This is a genomic window from Actinomycetes bacterium (assembly GCA_036000965.1).
GTDB lineage: Bacteria > Actinomycetota > CALGFH01 > CALGFH01 > CALGFH01 > DASYUT01.
Genome location: DASYUT010000315.1, coordinates 26,825 through 44,790 on the forward strand (window position 1 = coordinate 26,825; position 17,966 = coordinate 44,790).

Below are 17,966 nucleotides of genomic sequence, written 5' to 3' on the forward strand. Positions count from 1 at the left end.
GGACGATGGGGGCCATGCCGACCTACGCGAGCAAGACCGACGTGCCGGTCGCCGCGAGCGTCGCGGAGATCCAGCGCACCGTCGAGCGGTTCGGCGCCGAGGAGTTCGGCTACGCCGTCCGCCGCGACGCCGGCATGGTCGAGTTCATCTCCGGCGGCCGGCGGGTCCGCATCGTCGTGCCGCTGCCCGACCGCGACGCCAAGGAGTTCACCACCTACCTGCGCGGCGGCTTCCGCTACGAGCGCGCCGAGGGCGAGGCGACGAAGCGGTGGGAGCAGGCGTCCCGGCAGCGGTGGCGCGCCCTCGCCCTGGTCGTCAAGGCCAAGCTGGAAGCCGTCGAAGCCGGCATCTCCACCTTCGAGGCCGAATTCCTCGCCCAGCTCGTCCTGCCAGGCGGCATCACCTTCGGCCAGGCGGTCGCGCCCCGGCTCGAAGAGGTGCTGGCCGGGTCGGCGCCGGCGAGCCTGCTCGAGCTCGAACCGAAGCGTCCGTGAGCACCACCTGGCGGGGCAGGCGTGACAGGCTGTGGGAACCGTCGTAGACTGCCGCCGGTGACGCGAGGACCCGGCTAAGGAGTGACGTCCCGCCGGGTCCCGATCCAAGACGGAGGCTGCGTCCGTCTCGGTGCGCTTGGGCGCATCCTACCAGGCGACGCGGACCTCCGGGAAGCATGGAGGCTGCCGTGCCAACTTCCCCGCACCGGCTGCTGCCGGCGCGCCCCACTACCTACCGGGGCATCCGCATGCGCTCGCGGCTCGAGGCCGACTTCGCGCGCTGGCTTGATGGTCCGGCCTCACCATGGCGAGCGAAAGGCTACGCCTGGGCCTATGAACCCGAGTGCTTCGCCGATGAGCGCGCCCAGTACCTTCCGGATTTCCGCCTCACGGCGACAGGGAAGCCAACGCAGTACATCGAAGTGAAACCGATCAGCTTTGCGGGTGGAGAAGGAGAGGCGCACCTGCTCGCAGGGACGATTCACCGCATGGAGACCATCTGGTCATCTTGTCCCGACGCGATCCTCGTGCTGGTGTTCTGGGAGTGGCAGGAGGATGGTCCGTCCGCCTTCCTGCTCGGCTGGCCCGGTTCTCACGAATGGTGGCTGCGAGATATCGATGGCCGCACCTACCAATTTCCGAAGGCTGGCTGATTCGGGGTGACCAGCCCCGTCCGCGTCTACGGCCGCAACTTCGGCCGGGTGCCAGACGAGCTGCTCTGGGACACGGGCGCCTCGGACGCGGCGTGCCGGCTCTACGCCGCGTTGACCCGCTACGGCCAGCGCGGCGACCGGATCGTCCCGCCGCGCAAGGAGCTGGCCAAGCGGCTCGGCTGGTCGACCAGCAAGCTCGACCGCTACCGAGAGGAACTCGAACGCATCGGTGCGCTGTACGTCGAGCACTGCTTCGACCCCAAGACTCGCCGCCAGGAGGAGTCGGCCTACTGGATCGACGGTCGCCGGCCCCTCCCCAAATCTGATAAGGGGTCCCTCCCCACTGATGATGAGGGGTCCCTCCCCAAATCTGGGAAGGACGCCGTTCCGAAATCTGGGGAGCCTATAGAGCAGAGAGAGAGTTCGGCTCCTAACGGAGCCGGCGCCAAGGCGCCGGCGTCGAGTTCGAACGGCACGAGCGGCAACCCGCAGACCAGCCTCGCGGCCCTGATCGACCACGTCCGCGAGCGGACCGGCAACCCCGCCTACCGGCCGGACGACACGACGATCGGCAAGCTCACCAAGGCGTTCGAGCGGTGCTACGCGGCCGGCGCGACCGCCGCCGAGGTCGATGCGGCCGCGCGGGCGTGGGCGGCCGAGGACCGGGACGCCTCGCTGCTGCCGTCGTTCGTGGACGCCCGCCGTCGTGGCGGCCAGCGCAACGGCCAACCAGGGCACGTGACGCCGCCGCGGTCGCACGTGGGCCACGACGGCCGCCACGACCCGGCGTGCTGGTGCTACTCACCGACTGGCGGCACGGGCGCGCCGCCCCTGCTCGAGGCCGCCGGGATCGCCCGCCGAACTCCCGTCCCCGCAGGCGTTGACAACGTGGCCGCTGATGGGTAGCGTACAAGCTGTCGAAACGACCCGTACCCTCCAAGGGAGCCCCGCCATGTCGAAGGACGCCAAACCGACGTACCTCCGTGCCGCCGAGGTCGCGGCGCTGATGCATGTCACGCCGAAGACGGTCTCCCGCTGGGCGCACGAGGGCAAGCTGCCCCACCTGCGCACGCTTGGCGGCCACCGCCGCTACCTGGAGGCAGAGATCCGCGAGCTGGTCGAGCGGCTGTCGGCCGAGGTCGAGGCGGGCGAGTGATGGCCGCCACCGAGCCCGCGTACTTCCTCGGGTCCCTGCTGCTCTCGGACGACACCAGGGTCGACGAGCGCGCGCGCCCCTGGGTCCAAGACGACCGGCTGTGGGCCGTTGTCGACGTGCCGCTCGGTCGCGGCGGGGTCACCGTGCAGGGCCAGCCGGCCGGTTTGCGCCGACTCGGCAAGGCGCTGCTGTTGGCGGCCGACCGGGCCGAGCGGGCGCTGGCGGCGTGGCAGCTCGCCGCACCGCTCGCTGCCCCCGTCATCACCGAGCCCGTCGAGGCCGGCGGGGTGCCTCCCCGCCCCGCCGGCCCGGCACCCGCCCCCGGGCCCGACCATGACCCTGACCACGAATCCACTGACGACCACTCGCACCTCGTTGACGGTGCCCTCATCGGTGGCCATGGGCTGTGTGCGGACCTGCCGGCGGGCTTCGCGTACGTCGAGGAGGGCACCGTCCACTACCACGCCCCCACCGACCCGCCCGTCAACGACTCGGCCGACCCCGACCCGAGGTGGCAGCAGTGAGCCGCGACCCGCACCCGGCCGACGACTACGCGGCCTGGAAGCCGCTGGCGGAGGCGACCCGGCAGGCGCTGGACCTGCTCGGCTACGGGACGCCCCGGTGCCTGCCGGGCGAGCCGGAGGCGTGCGGCGGCAACTTCGCCGAGCACGCGCTGGGCCACCTGGCCGCGCTCAAGGCGGTGGTGGAGCACCGCATCGCCCACCTCGGCGAGGGGTCCGGGCCGATGGTCGAGCAGGTCTACGCCGCGACGCTGGCGACCCTGCGGCGGACCGACCCGTGCGACCAAGGACACCAGTCGTGACCCGCGACCCGCAGGCCGAGCGGGGCGTGCTCGCCCGCGCGCTCGACCCTGACCCGCTGGGCGCCCTGGCCGACTACGTCGACGCGGGCTACGCGGGCGCGCAGTTCGAGGTCCCGACCGAGGACGCTGCCGCGATCGTCGCGGAGGTCCGGACGCTGCGCCGGTTCGTGAATGCGGCTCGTGCCTTCATCCGCGCTGAGGAGCTGGACAGCTCGTACGGCGCTCCGGCCTGGGCGCTGCTCAAGGACGCCCTCGACAGCTACGACCGCGCCACCACGCAGCGCCGTCCCGCCGGCCCCGACCCGGCGGCCGAGGTCGACCGGCTCCGTGGCCTGCTGGCCAAGCTGGAATGGGCCGGCAACGGCGCACCACAGACGGGCGCACCCGCTGTCGACTGGGCAAGCTGCCCGGTCTGCGGGCTGATCCGGCAGGAGCCGGCCGGCGGGTTCCACCTTGACGACTGCTGGCTTGCCGCTGAGGTCCGTGGCTGGTCCCGGCGGGACGGCGAGGCCGCCGGAGAGGCGGGTGGGTCGTGAGCCGCCAGCGCCTGCGGGCATTGGCCGAGCTGGCGGCCCTCATCACTGTGGCTTGCCTGCTGCTCGCGCTCCTACAACTCATCTTCGACGGCGAGGTGCGCTGGTGGTGAGCGAGCGCTACGTCCCCGACCAGGCCGCCGTGGACTGGGCGCGCGCTGCGGTCGAGCGCGTCTTGGCCCGCATGGAAGAGCACCACGCCTGGCAGGAGGCCAACCGTCCCTTGGCCCAAGCCCAGGGCTATCAGATGGCGATGCGCTGGCTGCGCCGCGAGCTGATCGGCGGGCAGGGCTGCGTCATCGCCGCGTTCGACCAGCGCCGCCCCGAGGTCGAGAAGGCGATGGAACACGGTCGGCCGTGGGTCGACCGCACGATGCATGACCGGGCCGACGGTCCGCCCCTCGCGCCGCCGGTCCGCGCCCCCGCCTCGGCCGCGACTTCCCCCGCGGCCGAGGCGGGTTCCACGTCCGGTGGGGCGGCAGAGCTGGGGCCCGCCGCCCCGCCGGAACGACCCGAAGGCGGGCGATGACCCGCACCGTCGTGGACCTGTTCGCCGGTGGCCCGTCCGGGTGGGAGTGGGCCGCCCGCGCCCTCGACATCGACCCGATCGGCTTCGAGCTCGACCCGTGGGCGTGCGCGACCCGCGCCGCCGCCGGCCTGCGGACCGTCCGCGCCGACGTCGCCCGCCTCCCGGTCGGCCACCTCGCTGGCCGGGTGTGGGGCGTGGTCGCGTCGCCGCCGTGCCAGCAGTTCTCCGCCGCCGGGTCCGGCGCCGGCCGCCACGTCGAGCAGGTCCTGGCCTCGGCGATCGTTGACGCGCTGCGCGGCCGGCGCACCCTCGCCCGCCGCCGCCGCGAGATGGCGCGGGCGCTCCAGGCCGCCGGCTGGCCCGACTGGAAGCTGCCCCGCGCCGAGCGGTCCCGCCGCGCCTGGGCCGCCGTCCGCAACGCCGCCCTGGTCGTCCAGCCCGCCCGGTGGGTCGCGGCCACCCGGCCCGAGTGGGTCTGCATGGAGCAGGTCCCCGCCGTCCTCGGCCTGTGGCGGGTCTACGCCGCCGAGCTGCGCCGCCTCAGCTACAGCGCCTGGGCCGGCGTCCTCAACTCGGCCGACTACGGCGTCCCGCAGACCCGCGAACGGGCCATCCTCATCGCCTCGCGGGTGGGCGTCTCGACCGCGCCGGCGCCCTCCCACGCCCGCGACCCGCAGCCCACGCTGTTCGGCACGCTCGAGCGCTGGGTGTCGATGGCCGAGGCCTTGGGCTGGGCAGGCGCGGTCGAGACCGAGCAGACCAGCGAGGTGGCCGCCGGGCGGGTGCCGCACCTGGTCGGCACCGAACGGCCTGCACTGGCCGTGGTCGCCAACGCCGACCGCTGGCTGGTGCGGACCACCTACGGGCAGCCGCGCGACCACCCGAAGAACGGCAGCCACCTGCTCGACCCGCACGCCCGGCCCGCGCATGCGGTGACCAGCAAGGCGCGTAACTGGACGGTCCGCACCGGCATCAATGGGATGAAGCACTCCCGCGACGTGGCCGACCTCGAGCCGTACGAGCGGCCCATCGACCAGCCCGCCCCGACCGTCCACCAGCCGCAACGCTGGCGCGTCGCGCCGGAGGGCGGCCACCGCCCCACGCCGCAGGAGTGGCGGCTGCGCAGTGGCAACCAGCCGAAGGCGACACAGCGGCCCCTCGGTGAGCCTGCACCAACGCTCGCCTTCGGCCACAACTCGGCCCGGGTGCAGTGGGCTGACCACCGCCCCGCCACCACCGTCCAGGGCGACCCGCGAGTAGGTCGCCCCGGCCACAAGCAGCGCGAGCACGGCGAGGGCCAGTTCGAGGCCGACGCGGTGCGGATCACCGTGCCGGAGGCGCTCGTGCTGCAGGGCTTCCCGCCCGACCTGTCCGTCCAGGGCACCAAGACGGCCCAGTTCACCCAGGTCGGCAACGCCATCCCGCCGCAGCTCGCGCTGGCGGTGCTCGGCCAGGTCGTGCCCGCGCCCGAGGCCGGGCAGGTGCCGGCGTGACCGCGCTCGAGCCCTACTACGATGACGGCACGGTCCGCCTCTATGTCGGTGACTGCCGCAGGGTCCTGCCCGAGCTCGACCCGGCCGCATTCGCCGTGCTGGCCGGTGACCCGCCCTACGGGATCGGCTACCGCTCTGGCCAGTACGGGACGCTGCCACGGTCGATCCTTGGCGATGAATCCACCCTGATCCGGGACGCCGCCCTCGAATGGTGGGGCAGCCGGCCGGCGCTGGTCTTCGGCTCTTGGAAGATCCCCCGCCCGGCCAGCACCCGGATGCGGCTGGTCTGGGACACCAAGGGCGCCAACGGCATGGGCGCGCTTGACCTGCCTTGGAAGCCATCCGACCAGGAAATCTACGTCCTCGGCCGGGGCTTCCACGGTCGCCGCGACTCCAACGTCCTCCGCTTCGCCCCCGTGCAGAGCCTTGCCCGCAACGGTCGCGTCCACCCGCACGAGAAGCCCGTCGACCTGATGCGCGCGCTACTGCTCAAGTGCCCACCCGGCGCGGTCATCGACCCGTGGTGCGGTAGCGGCCCTACCCTGCGGGCCGCAAAGGACCTCGGCCGCCCCGCCGTCGGCATCGAGCTGGAAGAGCGCTGGTGCGAGCAGGCTGCCCGCCGGCTCGCCCAGGAAGTGCTCGCTGTATGACCGCCCAGCCCGCCCCTGCGGTGGTCGGCCCGGTGCGGCTGACGTGCGGCCCGTGCGGGGTGGTGCTGTACGTCGCCGGCCAGCCCGAGACGGTCAGGCGGCTCACCGAGGGTTTCGAGGCGGCGCACCCGCACGAGGCGCCCGGCCACGGACCGGCGGCGTGGCCGCCGAGCTCCGACGGCCGCGAGCCACGACGACCCGACGCCACCAGGAGGACGAGATGAACATCAACGCGATCAAGGCCCGCCGCGACGCCGCCCGCATGTGGGCCGCTGGTGTCGCGCCCTACTCGACCGGCTTGGGCATCGACCCCGACGGCGAATTCCACGATCACGCCGCCCAGGACATCGACGACCTGTTGGCCGTCCTTGACCCGCTGCTGCCCTACCTCCACCACGACCAGCCGGTCGAGACGCTGGCCGAGGTCGTCCAGATGATCCGTGAGAGCCACGAGCGCGCCCCGTTCATTACCGAGGACTGGCACCGCGAGCGGCAGGACCGGGAGTTCTACGAGGGCCTGCTTCGTGAGTGCGAACAGGCCATCGGCCCGAAGGCCGATGGCGACCCGGCCCTGCGTGAGCTGGCCAGCCGCCTCCGGGCCGTCCTTGCTGATGAGGACGAGGACGCCGGCCCGATCGTCGGAGCCTGAGACCCACTGAGGAGCCCCGCCATGCCCCGCCGCCACGACCTCGACGACCGCCCGCCGCGCGGCACCCGCCGCCTGGAGCCCGTCCCCGACCGGCCCCGCCCCCTCGCCGTCTCCCCGCGGTCGCTGCGCCGCCTGGCGCCATCGACCGCGCAGTCCTGGGCCGGGCGGGGCACCTGCGCGGCCGGCCACGCCGGCACCTCCTACCCCGCCGACCTGTGGTGGCCCGAAGGCGCCGGCGACCCCCGCGCCCTGGTCGCCGCGCAGGTCTGCAAGCTCTACTGCCCGGTCCGGCAGGAGTGCCTCGACTACGCCGAGGCGAACGACGAGCCGACCACCGACCGGATCGGCGGCGGGATCTGGGGCGGCCTGCAACGCCGCGAACGGCGCGCGCTGCGCCGGTCGGGCTGGCGGCCCGGGATGCCCGCCCCGGCCGTCCCCGAGCTGACCCGCACCGACGAGGCGGCGGTGCTCGCCTCCGAGTGGGCCAGGTGGCTGCCCGTCCCCGTGCTGGCCGAGATCGCGTCGCGGTGGCAAGCCGCCCAGGCTCGCAAAGCCGTGTGACAGCCTGTGCGCACCCCCGGATATGATCCCGCCATGCCCGTCCACCAGGCCGGCGACCCGATCGCGGTCCACGAGTTCAGCTGCCACGACCCCGAGCAGCACCACCGCGCCGTCCGCCGCGGCCACGTCATCGAGGTCTGCGAGTCCCGCTCGCCCAAGCACCCCGAGGTGGTCGCCTACTACTACCGCGCCCGCCTCGACTCGGGCGAGGTCGTGCAGCTGTCCGGCGACCACTACGGCGGCCCGTTCGGCTGGCAGCCGGCCGACTGGTCGGAGACGGCCTGCCCGAACTGGCGGCCCGCAACGATCCAGAGGGAGGCGTCGTAGCCATGGCCACCGCCACCAAGCGCCGCGCGTACCCGCTCAAGGTCGAGCGGTGGGGCGAGGACGGCGAGCTGCTGCTGTCCCGCGGCCACCATGAGCCGCGCACCTTCCGGGAGGCCGCCCAGGAATTCTGCGTCGAGGACGCCGACGACACCGCGCTCGCCGGCCGGATCGGCAGCGAGCGGGTCTACCGCGAGTGGTGGCGGTTCGTGCCCCACCACGACGACGGGTCCGAGTGGGCCGACATGCGCATCTACCACCAGGCGCCCGGCCCAGGTCGCGGCGTGTTCCCCGTCACCTACCTCAGCCTCGACTAGGAGCGTCGCCATGCCAGAGGCAGAGAACCCCTTCGCAAGCTGGGCGATCGTCGATCTCATGGGCAAGATTCGCCTGGGCGGGTACGCGACGGAGGAGACCCACTTCGGCCAGTCGATGCTCCGCCTCGACGTGCCCGATGGCACCGGCGAGCTGCGGACCCGCTACTTCGGCGGCGGCGCGATCTACTCCGTGTCGCCGTGCTCGGAGGAGCTGGCCCGGTGGGTCGCCAAGGGCGCCGACCCCGCCCCGGTGAAGCGCTGGGAGCTGCCCGCCCCCGACCACGACGACCCGGACGACGACGACGACCAGCAGGCGCTGCTCGTGGGGCCGGAGTTCGACTGATGGCCGCCCGTATCGACGCCCGAGGCGTCTGCACCGGCTGCCGCATGCTGGCTGCCGACTGCATCTGCCCGCTCGACTTCGACCCGCAGGCAGCGGTGCGCGAGCACCTGCCGAGTGGCCCGCTGACCGGCGGGATCGTGTGGCCGCCGGCCGATCCGCATGCCCCGCTGGACTTCTCGGCCCGCCGGGACTTCGAGCGCCTGCGCGAGCAGCTCGACCAGGCCACGGTGCTGCGGTGGCGGCTCGACCGCCTGGCCGTCGTCGGCCGGACGCGCTGCGAGCGCTGCCAGGCCGACCACGACGTCTACGCGGTCCGGGAGGCCTCGTGACCGGCGGCTGGATCTGGGTCGGCTGCATCGTGATCGTCGTGGTCGCGCTCGGGATCGCGCTGCTGCTGGACTCGGCGGACCGGCGCTGATGGCCACGATCCTGGTCAGCCTCACGGCCTGCTGGGCGCGTCGCGACGACGCCCCGCCGTTCGAGGACCCCACCCGCAGCCACCCGGCCGAAGAGGCCCACACCTGGGCATGCCGCGCCGAGGTCCCCGCCGACGACCCGCTCGGCCTGTGCGCCCACCACCGCGCCCAGCTCGCCCGCCGGGTGCCGCGGTGAGCCGGGCCGGCTGGATCGCGGTGGTCCTCGCCGTGCTGGTCGTCGCGCTGCTGGTCGCCCCGGCCGTCTACTTCGCGGCGGCGATGCGGCCATGAGCCTCACCGGCTGCTGCAAGTGGTGCCGCCACACCATGACGAAGGTGAAGCGGGCCTCGGGGATCTGGTGGTACTGCGCCGCCTGCGACCCCCACCTCGCCGGCATCCCCGAGGTGGCCTGATGAGCCTCGCCGACCCGACCGCGCCCTGGTACGCCCACGCCACCCGCCAGCGCCTCGAAGACCGCGCCGCCGGCCGCATCACCGAGGCGGAGAGCCGCCAGCTCGCCGCCGAGATCCGCGACGCCGTGTGGGCACCAGCCGGGGCGAACAGTGGTACGGTCCCGCTGGCGGGCCGGACCGGAGAGCGTGAAGCCTTGACGGGAAGCAGCCGGCCCGCCACGCCCGCCAGGAGGGCCGGGTGAGCGAGCGCGTCCCGCCCATCCCGATGGGCCTCGCCCACCGCCCCACCACGGGCGGCCTCGTGATCCCCTGGGTCAACGTCGCCCTGGCCGACGGCGGCGCCGACTTCCGCTCGGTCCACCACTCGCGCTGGGTCCGGTGCTGGACGCAGGGGATCTGCCAGTCCTGCGGCGAGGCGCTCGGCAGCCCGGTCGTCATGCTCGGCGGCCCCAACCAGCTCGCCGGCTACTTCGACGAGCCGCCCCTGCACCCGTGGTGCGCCTCCTACGCCACCAGGGCGTGCCCGATGGTCGCTGGCCGCATGCCGCGCTACGCCGACCGGCAGCACGTCTCCGAAGGCGTCCGCGGGCGCTCCTGCCCGGAGCCCGGCTGCGACTGCGCCGGCTGGGTCCCGCACACCCGAGGCTCCGCTGGCGGCGAGCCGGCGCACGAGTGGTGGGCGGTCTGGTGCCGCTCCTGGTCGATCGCGGTCACGCCCGAGCGGCGCCTGCTCGGTGGTGTCCCGGCCGATGAGGTGCGCCGCTACCTCGTGTCCACCCCCGCCTGACCACCGCTGGTGCCGACAGGCTGTATCCTCCCGGCATGAGCGCCCCCGGCCCGATCAGCCCACCACCCGGCGGCAACGACGAACCCAGCGCGATCCGAGGTGGCCTGATCAGCCTCATCGTCCTGCTCGCCGTCGCCGGGCTCGTGTGGCTCCTAGTCGGCGGCCACCGGGTGCCCTGGTGAGCGCTGAGAGGAGACCGATGAACGCCCAGCCGCAAGCTCTCTTCCCCTTCCTCGCCCCCGGCGACCGGTGCACCCTGGTCCTCGTCAACGGCCGCGTCTGCCCCGGCACCGTCATCGACCTGGACGCCCGCGACGGCGAGCTGCGCTGGGTCCGCGTCCAGTCCGACGCCCAGGGCGAGGGCGCGGTGACCGTCCAGGGCCGCGCCATCGCCGTGTGGCGCAGGGGCGAACCCATCCAGGCCAAGCCGCAGATCGTCGAGACGCAGGTCGCCCCGGCGGACCTGGCCCGCCTCATCGGCAACGGCAGGCCCGGCCGCTGACCCTGCCGGTGAGCCGGGGCTGGAAGGGCGGCTCGACCCGAGCCTGGCGCCGCGTCCGCCGCCAGGTCCTCGAACGCGACGGCTACCGCTGCCAGCTCAAGCTCGATGTGTGCACCACCCGGGCCACCACCGCCCACCACGTCAAGGGCAAGGCGATGGGCGACGACCCCCGCTTCCTCGTCGCCGCGTGCCAGCCGTGCAACCTCAAGGTCGGCGACCCCACCAAGCACGACCCGGCGCCGCTGCCGTGGGGAGGATGGTGAATCTGTGAAGCGGACACCATGGTGGCGTGACCCCGGAACGCTGCTGGTCCTGGGCCTGATCGTGGGTGGCCTCGTGATCATCGGCGTCGTCAACGGTTGGCGCTGACGTAAGCCAGGCTGGTGATCATGAACGACGCTCCTCGGTGCACGGCGCGGTTTGAGCGGATGCAGCCGCGCGTCTGGTGCATGCTCGACCTCGGCCACGACGGCGACCACCAGGTCACCGACACGCTGTACAAGCTGACCTGGAACGACCGGGCCGCCAAGCACGTCGTGCCGAAGACGCTGACGCCTCAGCCCTGCGCTGGCGGCCCGGCCACGACGGCCAGTGGGTAGGCGGCGACCGCGTCCCGCAGGTCGGTCCAGTAGGCGTTGTGCTCCAGGATGCCGCGCCGGGTCACGGCAACGAATGCCTGCGCTGCAGCGACAAGCCGAACCTCACGATCGTCCATCCGGCCCTCACCGCCTGGCCCGGATGAGCAGGTACACCAGCACGGCGACCACATCGAACACCACCCACAGCACCAGGACCAGCGCCGACAGGGCTATGTTCCGCACGCTGGCCGCCACCAGCCACCAGGCGAACAGGACGTTGTAGAGCAGGACCACCCACACGCCGATGCGGGACCGGCGCCGAGGCCGGTCGTGACGGCGGGCGGCCATGGCCTGGCGGGTCGCCTCGAACATGGTGGTCCCTCCTCCTCACGGGGTCCGAGCACGAGCCGACAGAGGCTACCCCACCTGGGGCGGCCACCAGCGGTGAACGCGGAGCGTGGCCACGACGAGGCGACGTCGCTTGTTCGCACGGACAACGACGGCTCGCGAAAGTTACCTCGGCTTGGGGGGACGGACAGGGCTCGAAGGGGCTGTTTTTCCCTCCCCCGCGCCGCTGCAAACCCGCAGGTCAGAGGCTTGCCGGTCCGGCGGTCTGTCCGAGTCGCACCATCCTGCTGGATCGCTGAGTGTCGTCGGTCCCAATCCGGACATACCCGCTGCCCCGTCGGTCCCCCGATTGTCCGTGGGAACAAAGCCGGCCTCGGCGATGGTCCTGCGTCGCCACGCATCGTGGCCGGGTCAGGCGCCTACCTGGGCGGGGTCGGGCTGTGGCTGGGCGGGCTGGGGTGGTGGTGCGGGTGCTTTCGGGGCCATCTTGACAGACGGCCAGCCGCACAGCAGCGCCGCGTCGCCGGGGTCGACGCCGGCATCGACCAGGGTCTTGAACGCGGTCGCTTTCGAGGTCCGCTCCCGGTCGTCCGATTCGCGGTCGGGCGGCTCGGGGTTGTCGTGGTCGAGCTCGATCGCCGCAGCGGTCTCCCCGAACATGGGCAGGAGCTTGGCGTTGGCGGCGCCCTTCATCCTGGCCAGGCGCGGGCGGACCAGCCACTTCCCGAACGAGGTGGCGCCGGCTTCGGCGTTGGCCTTGTTGACGTCCTCGCTCAAGCCGAGCATGTGGCCGTGCATGCCGTAGGCCTCGCGGATGACCTCGCGGGACAGCTTGCGCAGCTCGGCGAACTGCATGTCCCGCTGGGAGATCACCCGGTCCTTCCAGGTGCCCTTCTCGAGGATGGCGACGCGGTGGGCGGCGGCGACGCCCTGGTGCTGCTCCCGCCACCGGGTGGTGAACTCGTCGAACTCGGGGTCGGTGAGCTTGTCGGGGAACTCGATGATGCCGCCCGGCTCGGCGGAGTTGAGGAAGAAGTTGCGGTTCCACTCCGCGCTGTACTTGGCGGCGTCGAGGTCGGCGAGGATCGCCTGCACAGGCCCCAGGCCCCGGTAGGGGTCCAGGGGGTTGGGCAGCTTGATCTGGATGACCTCGTTGAGCTGCAGCGGGACCTGTTCGCCGTCGGGGCCGCGGTAGATGTAGCCGGACAGGTACCGGGTGGGGTGGGGGACCGGGGTCATCCGGTCGGGCCGGATCGTCCACAGGTCGAGGGGCAGGTCGGCCAGGGGCGAGCGGCCGATCACCCACCAGCCTTCGCCGACGAGGTCGAGGTGCTGCTGGGTGGCCTCGCGGAACTCCTGGCCGGTCTGCCAGGGGTTGGGCTTGTTCCACAGGTCGACGGCGGCGTGGCGGGTGACCTCGGTGCGGGTCTGCTCGGCCTCGTAGCGGCGGCGGCCATCGGTCGAAGTGCGGTACAGGCGCCAGTCGACCTGGCTGGTGGCTTCGGAGAGGCGGTGGACGATGGCGAACAGGGTGCCGACCGATCCGTAGGCGCGGAGTTGCGCCTCGGCGGTGTTGGGGTGGAACAGCGGCAGCTCCAGCGCCCGGCTGGCCATCTTGACCGGGGTCTGGTTGCGCAGGAGCTTGAGCGTCGACCTCATTCGCCGGCCCGCAGCTCGAGGACGAAGAACGCGAGGCCGGCGACGGCCAGGCCGAGCGGCACGGCGACCATGGCGGCTGCGGCGGTGAAGCAGGCCAGGCCGGCGACGGCCAGGCCGTGCTCGGCGACGACGCCGGCCAGCCGGGTGGTGCGGGTCCGGGTGCCTGCCCGCTGCTCGCGGCGCTGGCGCGCGGCGTGCCGGGCGGCGCGCCACCCGACGGCGAGGGCTTCCATCGTGCTCATGAGCGTCCTTCCTACTCGGGCGGCAGGGCGGCGCGGACGAAGCAATCCTTGGCCTCCAGGAGCTTGCACAGGCCCGTGGTCAACTCAGGGCCGTCGGGCAGCTCGCGGATCATGGCCTCGGCGAGGTAATGGCTGTAGGCCGAGACGGTGCGCATGGGCTCGGGCAGGTGCTCGTAGGTGAAGAACCGGGCGATCTGCTGCGTTGCGGGGTGCCGGCCTTCAAGCTTCATCGTTGCCTCCGTCAGTAGGTGAGGATCCGGAGTCCCTGCCGGGACGGCTGGGGCAGGGTTTGGGCGAGGTAGCAGGCGCCGGCGGCGGCGTAGGCGGCGTCGACGTGGCCGGCGCCGCGGCGGACGAACCGCCACCCGTCGCCGGTGTAGAGCTTGCTCGCGCCGGCCACGTGGGCGTCCAGCAGCGGGTCGCCGGGGTGGACGACCCGCCGCGTGGTGGCCAGGTCGGCGAGGCCCTGGCAGGCCTCCCCGACCTTCCCGCCGGTCAGTTCCACCTGGTTCGGCCGGGCGCGCAGGATCGGCGCGAGGCGGGCGGCGGGGCCGCCGGGGAACCAGCCTTCCTGGACGGCTTGCACCTTGTCGAGGATGTCGCCCAACTCGAAGCGGGCCTCATCGGTACCCCGCCACGCCTTGATGACCTGCACGCGGACGCGGCCGTCGTCGGTGACGGCCGCGGCGGCGAGGGTGACGTGGCCGCCGTCCGGCGCCACGTCGACCACGGCGGCCAGGCGGTCCTTCTGGCCGCGCAGGCTCCCCGTGGCGTCGGTGCACGCCTTCCACGCGCCGACGTCCACCGCCGCGTCGAGGTGGGCGACCCGCTGGCACAGGACCTCGGTGCGGAACACGTCCGGCGGGTCGGTCGCCAGCGCGCCGCGGACGGCCAGCGCGCCCATCACGTGGCCGAGGCCGGGGTTGGCCTGCGCCCACCCGCGCGGGTCGTCGAGCTCGCACCCGTCGGGCGCGGACCACTCGAACAGGCCGATCGACGGGTCGCGGCCGGCCAGGGCCGCGTCGCGGAGCTGGTTGAGCACCACGCTCTCATCGTCGCCGGCGTTCGACATCGCCCACAGCTGGGCATTCTCGCGGGCCATCAGGGTCTTCGAGACGGCCGACCAGGCCTTCCAGTCGTGCTGCTCGCGCAGCTCATCGATGTTGGCCTCGTCGATCGAGTAGCCGCGGCCGGCCTTGCGGTTCATCGCACGGATCATGTAGCGGCCGCCACCGCGCAGCCAGAACTTCTCATCGCCGTTGACGTTGCGGACCCCACCCCACTCGGCCTCGAGGTCGGGGCAGTCGTGGATGGTGTCCTGGCACAGCGTCCACTGCTCGCGGGCCAGCGCGACGTCCTGGGCGAGGCCCAGGACGGTGCGGGCGCCGTCCATGTACAGGCGCCAGAGGGTCACGATGCGCTTGAGGCTCGACTTGCCGTTCTGCCGGGCGACCAGGACCAGCACGATGCGGAACCGGTAGGTGCTGTCGGGGAGCAGCTCCATGGCGTGCTTGACCAGCCAGGCCTGCCATGGAAGCAAGGGCTCGCCGATGAGCTGGGCGAACTCGATGACCTCGTAGCCGCGGCTGGTCCGGCGGTTGAGGGGCCGAAGCGGCGGGGTGAACAGCCTGGGCTGGCTACGTCCGACGAGCTTCGCGGAGCGCCTGGAGGCGGTTCGGGCCGGCATCGCCACCTCCCCCGCCGCGCCGCCTGGCCCTGGCCGCGGGGGTCGCCTGCAGGGCTGCCAGGGCCTGTAGGAGCTTCGGGCCGAGGTTGCCCAGGACGGCCTGGCCCTCGACCTTGGCGGCGAGCAGGGCCAGGCGCTGCCGGCCGGGGAGGTCGTCGGGGTCCAGGCCCTCGCCGATGGCGTCGGCCTCGGCGGCCAGCTCGGCGGCGCGGTCGATCGCGGCGGCGTACCGCTCGGCCAGCTTCACCAGCGCCGCGTCCTCGTCGGCCAGTGTCAGGTGGCCGAGGGTCTCGGCCAGGGCCGGGCCGAGCAGCTCGTCGGCGGACCGCAGCACCTGACACCTCCCTGGCACGTCGCGGCTGGTCTTGGGGTACAGTACCGCGCAAGTGACAGGCTGTCCGAAACAGCGTGCGGGGTGCGCGGGGATGGTGGCGGTGCATGGATGACGCCGGTAGGCGCCGGTTGCGGCTGGCCCGCCCGGTCGCCCGGCAGGGCCAGTCGTGGTACCGCATCCAAGGCAAGGCCGCCGAGGTCGCCGACGTCTACATCTACGACGAGATCTCCTGGTGGGGCATCACCGCCCAGGATTTCGTCAACGAGCTGCGCGAGGTCACCGCCCCGAAGGTCAACCTGCACCTCAACTCGCCCGGCGGCGACGTCTTCGACGCCCATGCGATCTACCAGGCGCTGGTCGACCACCCCGCCGAGGTGACCACGCTGGTCGACTCGCTGGCGGCGTCGGCCGCGTCGGTGATCGCCATGGCTGGCGAGCGCATCGTGATGGGCAAGGCCGCCATGCTGATGATCCATGACGCCTGGGGCCTGGCGATCGGCAACGCGGCCGACATGCGGGACATGGCCGCCCGGCTCGACAAGATCTCCAACGTGATCGCGGGGGTCTACGCCGAGCGTGCCGGCGGGCCGCTGGAGTTCTGGCGCCAGGCGATGCTGGAGGAGTCCTGGTACGACGCCGAGGAGGCTGTCGCCGCGGGCCTGGCCGACGAGGTCCGCAGCCGCAAGGCCAGCAGCCCGGACGACGGCGACGGCGACGGCCAGGGCGACGGTGAGGGTCAGGGGCCGGAGGACCGTTGGGACCTGTCGGTGTTCACCTACGCCGGCCGGCGCAAGGCGCCCGCGCCGCCGATCCCGTCGAAGTTCCGGCCAGCGGCCCACGCCGACCGCCCGGCCGCCGGCGAGCCCGGTCCCACCGACGACGAGGCGCTCGCCGAGGCGTTCGCCGGGGCGTGGGCGCAGGTCGCCGACGCCCTGGACGAGGTGTTCGACCCGGTCAGCGGCTACGACCCCGCCATGGTCGGCACCACGATCCTCGACGTGTACGCCGACGCGCCCGCCCCGCCCGCCATCCCGCCGCGCCCGCCCGGGCCGCGCACGACCGTCTCCGTCGATGAGCTCATCGACGCCATCCAGGAAGGGGTGCGGCCTTGACCGCCACTGCCACCGAGCCCGATGAGCTGACCGTCCCCACCACGCCGGCCGAGCTCGAAGAGTTCATGCGCGACGCCAAGAAGATGAAGGCGCTGTTCGGCCAGAAGGACGGCTTCGCCACCTTCGTGCGCAACTACGCCAAGGCGGTGCACGACCGCGACCAGGAGATCGCCACCCAGGTCCGGGAGGAGACCCAGCGGGTCCTGGCCGACTGGCTCAAGGAGCAGCGCGACGGCGAGGGCGTCGTCCCGGTCAACCTCGGCTTCACCAACCCCGAGGGCGTGCTGCGCAGCGCCGAGGCGCGTGGCGGGCTGCACAACCCCAAGGCGATGGGCGCGGTGCTGGACAAGGAGTTCGCCAGCTCGTCGGAGTTCTTCTCCCTGATCTGGCACAACCGGCAGCGCGACGCCGCGGCGCAGGGTCAGCTCCACCGGGTCCGCAACGCCTTCTCCTCCACCGTCCCCAGCGAGGGCGGGTTCCTCATCCCCGAGCAGCTCCGCTCGGAGCTGCTCCGGGTCTCGCTGGAGACCTCGATCGTGCGGCCCCGCGCCCGGATCATCCCGATGGAGACGCTCCGGGTTCCGTTCCCCGCGATCGACGACACCTCCCACGCCTCCAGCGTGTTCGGCGGCATCGTCGGCTACTGGACCGAAGAGGGCGCCGCGCTCACCGCCAGCCAGGCCAGCTTCGGCCGGATCGTCCTGGACGCCAAGAAGCTGACCGCCTACACCGAGGTCCCCAACGAGCTGATCTCCGACTCGATCACCTCGTTCCAGGCGTTCATCGACGAGATCTTCCCCGAGGCGCTCGGCTTCTACGAGGACGACGCCTTCATCAACGGCTCCGGCGTCGGGATGCCGCTCGGCTTCCTCAACGGGTCGGCACGGATCACCGTCACCGAGAACTCGGCCAACCTGGTCAAGTTCGAGGACGTCGTCGCGATGTACTCGCGGATGCTGCCGTCCTCGCTCGGCCGCGCCGTGTGGATCGCCTCCATCGACGTGTTCCCGCAGCTCGCGGCCATGGTGGTGCCCGGCGGCGCCGCGCCGAACGCGGTCTGGCTGTCCAACGGCCAGATCATCGACGGGCCGCCGATGACGATCTTCGGCCGGCCGGTCTACTTCACCGAGAAGGTGCCCAAGCTCGGGGTCACCGGCGCGCTCAACTTCGTCGACTTCGGCTTCTACCTGATCGGCGACCGGCAGGTCATGAGCGCCATGTCCTCGCCGCACTTCAAGTTCCAGAACGACCAGACCGCCTACCGCATCATCGAGCGCGTCGACGGCCGCCCGTGGCTCAACTCGCCCATCACGCCCAAGAACAGCTCCGCGACCCTCAGCCCCATCGTCACCCTGCTCAGCGC

At 72.7% G+C, this 17,966-nt stretch carries 32 protein-coding genes and 1 pseudogene; 27 read left to right on the forward strand and 6 right to left on the reverse strand.

Annotation, left to right across the window (positions count from 1 at the left end):
• Positions 1-14: 14 nt before the first annotated feature.
• The 25 genes and pseudogenes from VG276_28885 (at position 15) to VG276_29005 (ending at position 11,242) form a co-directional block, all read left to right on the forward strand.
• Positions 15-494, forward strand: coding sequence for a hypothetical protein (locus VG276_28885; protein HEV8653302.1), 480 nt, complete (start codon positions 15-17; stop codon positions 492-494).
• Between the two features lie 188 nt (positions 495-682).
• Complete coding sequence (locus VG276_28890) at positions 683-1,147, forward strand: hypothetical protein (protein HEV8653303.1); 465 nt, start codon at positions 683-685, stop codon at positions 1,145-1,147.
• Between the two features lie 6 nt (positions 1,148-1,153).
• A complete protein-coding gene (locus VG276_28895; protein ID HEV8653304.1) occupies positions 1,154-2,053 on the forward strand; it encodes a hypothetical protein in 900 nt (299 codons plus the stop codon).
• Positions 2,054-2,099: 46 nt separating this feature from the next.
• Positions 2,100-2,303, forward strand: a complete 204-nt coding sequence (locus tag VG276_28900; protein HEV8653305.1) for a BldC family transcriptional regulator — start codon at positions 2,100-2,102, stop codon at positions 2,301-2,303.
• On the forward strand, positions 2,303-2,827 hold the full coding sequence (locus VG276_28905) for a hypothetical protein (protein HEV8653306.1): 525 nt from the start codon (positions 2,303-2,305) through the stop codon (positions 2,825-2,827). Before VG276_28900 ends, VG276_28905 begins: the two co-directional genes overlap by 1 nt.
• Positions 2,824-3,126, forward strand: a complete 303-nt coding sequence (locus tag VG276_28910; GenBank protein HEV8653307.1) for a hypothetical protein — start codon at positions 2,824-2,826, stop codon at positions 3,124-3,126. The genes VG276_28905 and VG276_28910 overlap by 4 nt, the downstream gene beginning before the upstream one ends.
• Positions 3,123-3,662, forward strand: coding sequence for a hypothetical protein (locus VG276_28915; GenBank protein HEV8653308.1), 540 nt, complete (start codon positions 3,123-3,125; stop codon positions 3,660-3,662). The genes VG276_28910 and VG276_28915 overlap by 4 nt, the downstream gene beginning before the upstream one ends.
• 106 nt (positions 3,663-3,768) lie before the next feature.
• Positions 3,769-4,188, forward strand: coding sequence for a hypothetical protein (locus VG276_28920; GenBank protein HEV8653309.1), 420 nt, complete (start codon positions 3,769-3,771; stop codon positions 4,186-4,188).
• Positions 4,185-5,681, forward strand: coding sequence for a DNA cytosine methyltransferase (locus tag VG276_28925; GenBank protein HEV8653310.1), 1,497 nt, complete (start codon positions 4,185-4,187; stop codon positions 5,679-5,681). Before VG276_28920 ends, VG276_28925 begins: the two co-directional genes overlap by 4 nt.
• On the forward strand, positions 5,678-6,331 hold the full coding sequence (locus VG276_28930; GenBank protein HEV8653311.1) for a DNA methyltransferase: 654 nt from the start codon (positions 5,678-5,680) through the stop codon (positions 6,329-6,331). The genes VG276_28925 and VG276_28930 overlap by 4 nt, the downstream gene beginning before the upstream one ends.
• The gene (locus VG276_28935; GenBank protein ID HEV8653312.1) at positions 6,328-6,555 is read left to right on the forward strand and encodes a hypothetical protein; all 228 of its coding nucleotides are present in this window, start codon (positions 6,328-6,330) and stop codon (positions 6,553-6,555) included. The genes VG276_28930 and VG276_28935 overlap by 4 nt, the downstream gene beginning before the upstream one ends.
• A complete protein-coding gene (locus VG276_28940; protein HEV8653313.1) occupies positions 6,552-6,980 on the forward strand; it encodes a hypothetical protein in 429 nt (142 codons plus the stop codon). The genes VG276_28935 and VG276_28940 overlap by 4 nt, the downstream gene beginning before the upstream one ends.
• Before the next feature lie 21 nt (positions 6,981-7,001).
• Positions 7,002-7,379: pseudogene (locus VG276_28945) on the forward strand (WhiB family transcriptional regulator).
• Positions 7,380-7,574: 195 nt separating this feature from the next.
• Complete coding sequence (locus tag VG276_28950) at positions 7,575-7,868, forward strand: hypothetical protein (protein ID HEV8653314.1); 294 nt, start codon at positions 7,575-7,577, stop codon at positions 7,866-7,868.
• Between the two features lie 2 nt (positions 7,869-7,870).
• Positions 7,871-8,182: a hypothetical protein gene (locus VG276_28955; GenBank protein ID HEV8653315.1), complete on the forward strand. Its 312-nt coding sequence runs from the start codon at positions 7,871-7,873 to the stop codon at positions 8,180-8,182.
• A 10-nt stretch (positions 8,183-8,192) separates the two neighbouring features.
• Complete coding sequence (locus VG276_28960) at positions 8,193-8,525, forward strand: acetyltransferase (GenBank protein ID HEV8653316.1); 333 nt, start codon at positions 8,193-8,195, stop codon at positions 8,523-8,525.
• A complete protein-coding gene (locus VG276_28965; GenBank protein HEV8653317.1) occupies positions 8,525-8,854 on the forward strand; it encodes a hypothetical protein in 330 nt (109 codons plus the stop codon). The genes VG276_28960 and VG276_28965 overlap by 1 nt, the downstream gene beginning before the upstream one ends.
• An 88-nt stretch (positions 8,855-8,942) precedes the next feature.
• Positions 8,943-9,137 (forward strand): hypothetical protein, encoded by a 195-nt coding sequence (locus tag VG276_28970; protein HEV8653318.1) that lies wholly within the window; start codon positions 8,943-8,945, stop codon positions 9,135-9,137.
• Positions 9,138-9,228: 91 nt separating this feature from the next.
• A complete protein-coding gene (locus VG276_28975; protein ID HEV8653319.1) occupies positions 9,229-9,354 on the forward strand; it encodes a hypothetical protein in 126 nt (41 codons plus the stop codon).
• Positions 9,354-9,596, forward strand: a complete 243-nt coding sequence (locus tag VG276_28980) for a hypothetical protein (GenBank protein ID HEV8653320.1) — start codon at positions 9,354-9,356, stop codon at positions 9,594-9,596. The genes VG276_28975 and VG276_28980 overlap by 1 nt, the downstream gene beginning before the upstream one ends.
• Positions 9,593-10,141, forward strand: a complete 549-nt coding sequence (locus VG276_28985; GenBank protein ID HEV8653321.1) for a hypothetical protein — start codon at positions 9,593-9,595, stop codon at positions 10,139-10,141. The genes VG276_28980 and VG276_28985 overlap by 4 nt, the downstream gene beginning before the upstream one ends.
• A 35-nt stretch (positions 10,142-10,176) precedes the next feature.
• Entirely contained in the window at positions 10,177-10,323 is a 147-nt protein-coding gene (locus VG276_28990; protein HEV8653322.1) for a hypothetical protein, read from the forward strand.
• Positions 10,324-10,340: 17 nt separating this feature from the next.
• Positions 10,341-10,643, forward strand: a complete 303-nt coding sequence (locus VG276_28995) for a hypothetical protein (protein ID HEV8653323.1) — start codon at positions 10,341-10,343, stop codon at positions 10,641-10,643.
• A gap of 8 nt (positions 10,644-10,651) precedes the next feature.
• Positions 10,652-10,906 (forward strand): HNH endonuclease signature motif containing protein, encoded by a 255-nt coding sequence (locus VG276_29000; GenBank protein ID HEV8653324.1) that lies wholly within the window; start codon positions 10,652-10,654, stop codon positions 10,904-10,906.
• A gap of 126 nt (positions 10,907-11,032) precedes the next feature.
• Entirely contained in the window at positions 11,033-11,242 is a 210-nt protein-coding gene (locus VG276_29005) for a hypothetical protein (GenBank protein ID HEV8653325.1), read from the forward strand.
• Between the two features lie 123 nt (positions 11,243-11,365).
• Here the strand turns inward: VG276_29005 and VG276_29010 are convergent, their stop codons facing one another.
• The 6 genes from VG276_29010 to VG276_29035 all read right to left on the reverse strand — a co-directional run bounded on the left by VG276_29010 (position 11,366) and on the right by VG276_29035 (position 15,491).
• Positions 11,366-11,593, reverse strand: coding sequence for a hypothetical protein (locus tag VG276_29010; protein ID HEV8653326.1), 228 nt, complete (start codon positions 11,591-11,593; stop codon positions 11,366-11,368).
• Positions 11,594-11,980: 387 nt separating this feature from the next.
• A complete protein-coding gene (locus tag VG276_29015) occupies positions 11,981-13,228 on the reverse strand; it encodes a phage portal protein (GenBank protein ID HEV8653327.1) in 1,248 nt (415 codons plus the stop codon).
• Positions 13,225-13,470 (reverse strand): hypothetical protein, encoded by a 246-nt coding sequence (locus VG276_29020; protein ID HEV8653328.1) that lies wholly within the window; start codon positions 13,468-13,470, stop codon positions 13,225-13,227. Before VG276_29020 ends, VG276_29015 begins: the two co-directional genes overlap by 4 nt.
• An 11-nt stretch (positions 13,471-13,481) precedes the next feature.
• Positions 13,482-13,700, reverse strand: coding sequence for a hypothetical protein (locus VG276_29025; GenBank protein HEV8653329.1), 219 nt, complete (start codon positions 13,698-13,700; stop codon positions 13,482-13,484).
• A gap of 11 nt (positions 13,701-13,711) precedes the next feature.
• Complete coding sequence (locus tag VG276_29030; GenBank protein HEV8653330.1) at positions 13,712-15,157, reverse strand: terminase; 1,446 nt, start codon at positions 15,155-15,157, stop codon at positions 13,712-13,714.
• Positions 15,108-15,491, reverse strand: coding sequence for a hypothetical protein (locus VG276_29035; GenBank protein ID HEV8653331.1), 384 nt, complete (start codon positions 15,489-15,491; stop codon positions 15,108-15,110). Before VG276_29035 ends, VG276_29030 begins: the two co-directional genes overlap by 50 nt.
• Before the next feature lie 104 nt (positions 15,492-15,595).
• Between VG276_29035 and VG276_29040 the strand changes: the two genes are divergently transcribed.
• Together VG276_29040 and VG276_29045 are read left to right on the forward strand one after the other, a co-directional pair.
• Positions 15,596-16,603 carry a head maturation protease, ClpP-related gene (locus VG276_29040; GenBank protein HEV8653332.1) on the forward strand — a complete coding sequence of 336 codons (1,008 nt, stop codon included), beginning with the start codon at positions 15,596-15,598 and terminating at the stop codon, positions 16,601-16,603.
• Positions 16,600-17,966 (forward strand): phage major capsid protein (locus VG276_29045; GenBank protein HEV8653333.1); only part of this gene is annotated, 1,367 nt, incomplete at its 3' end. The genes VG276_29040 and VG276_29045, both read left to right, overlap by 4 nt.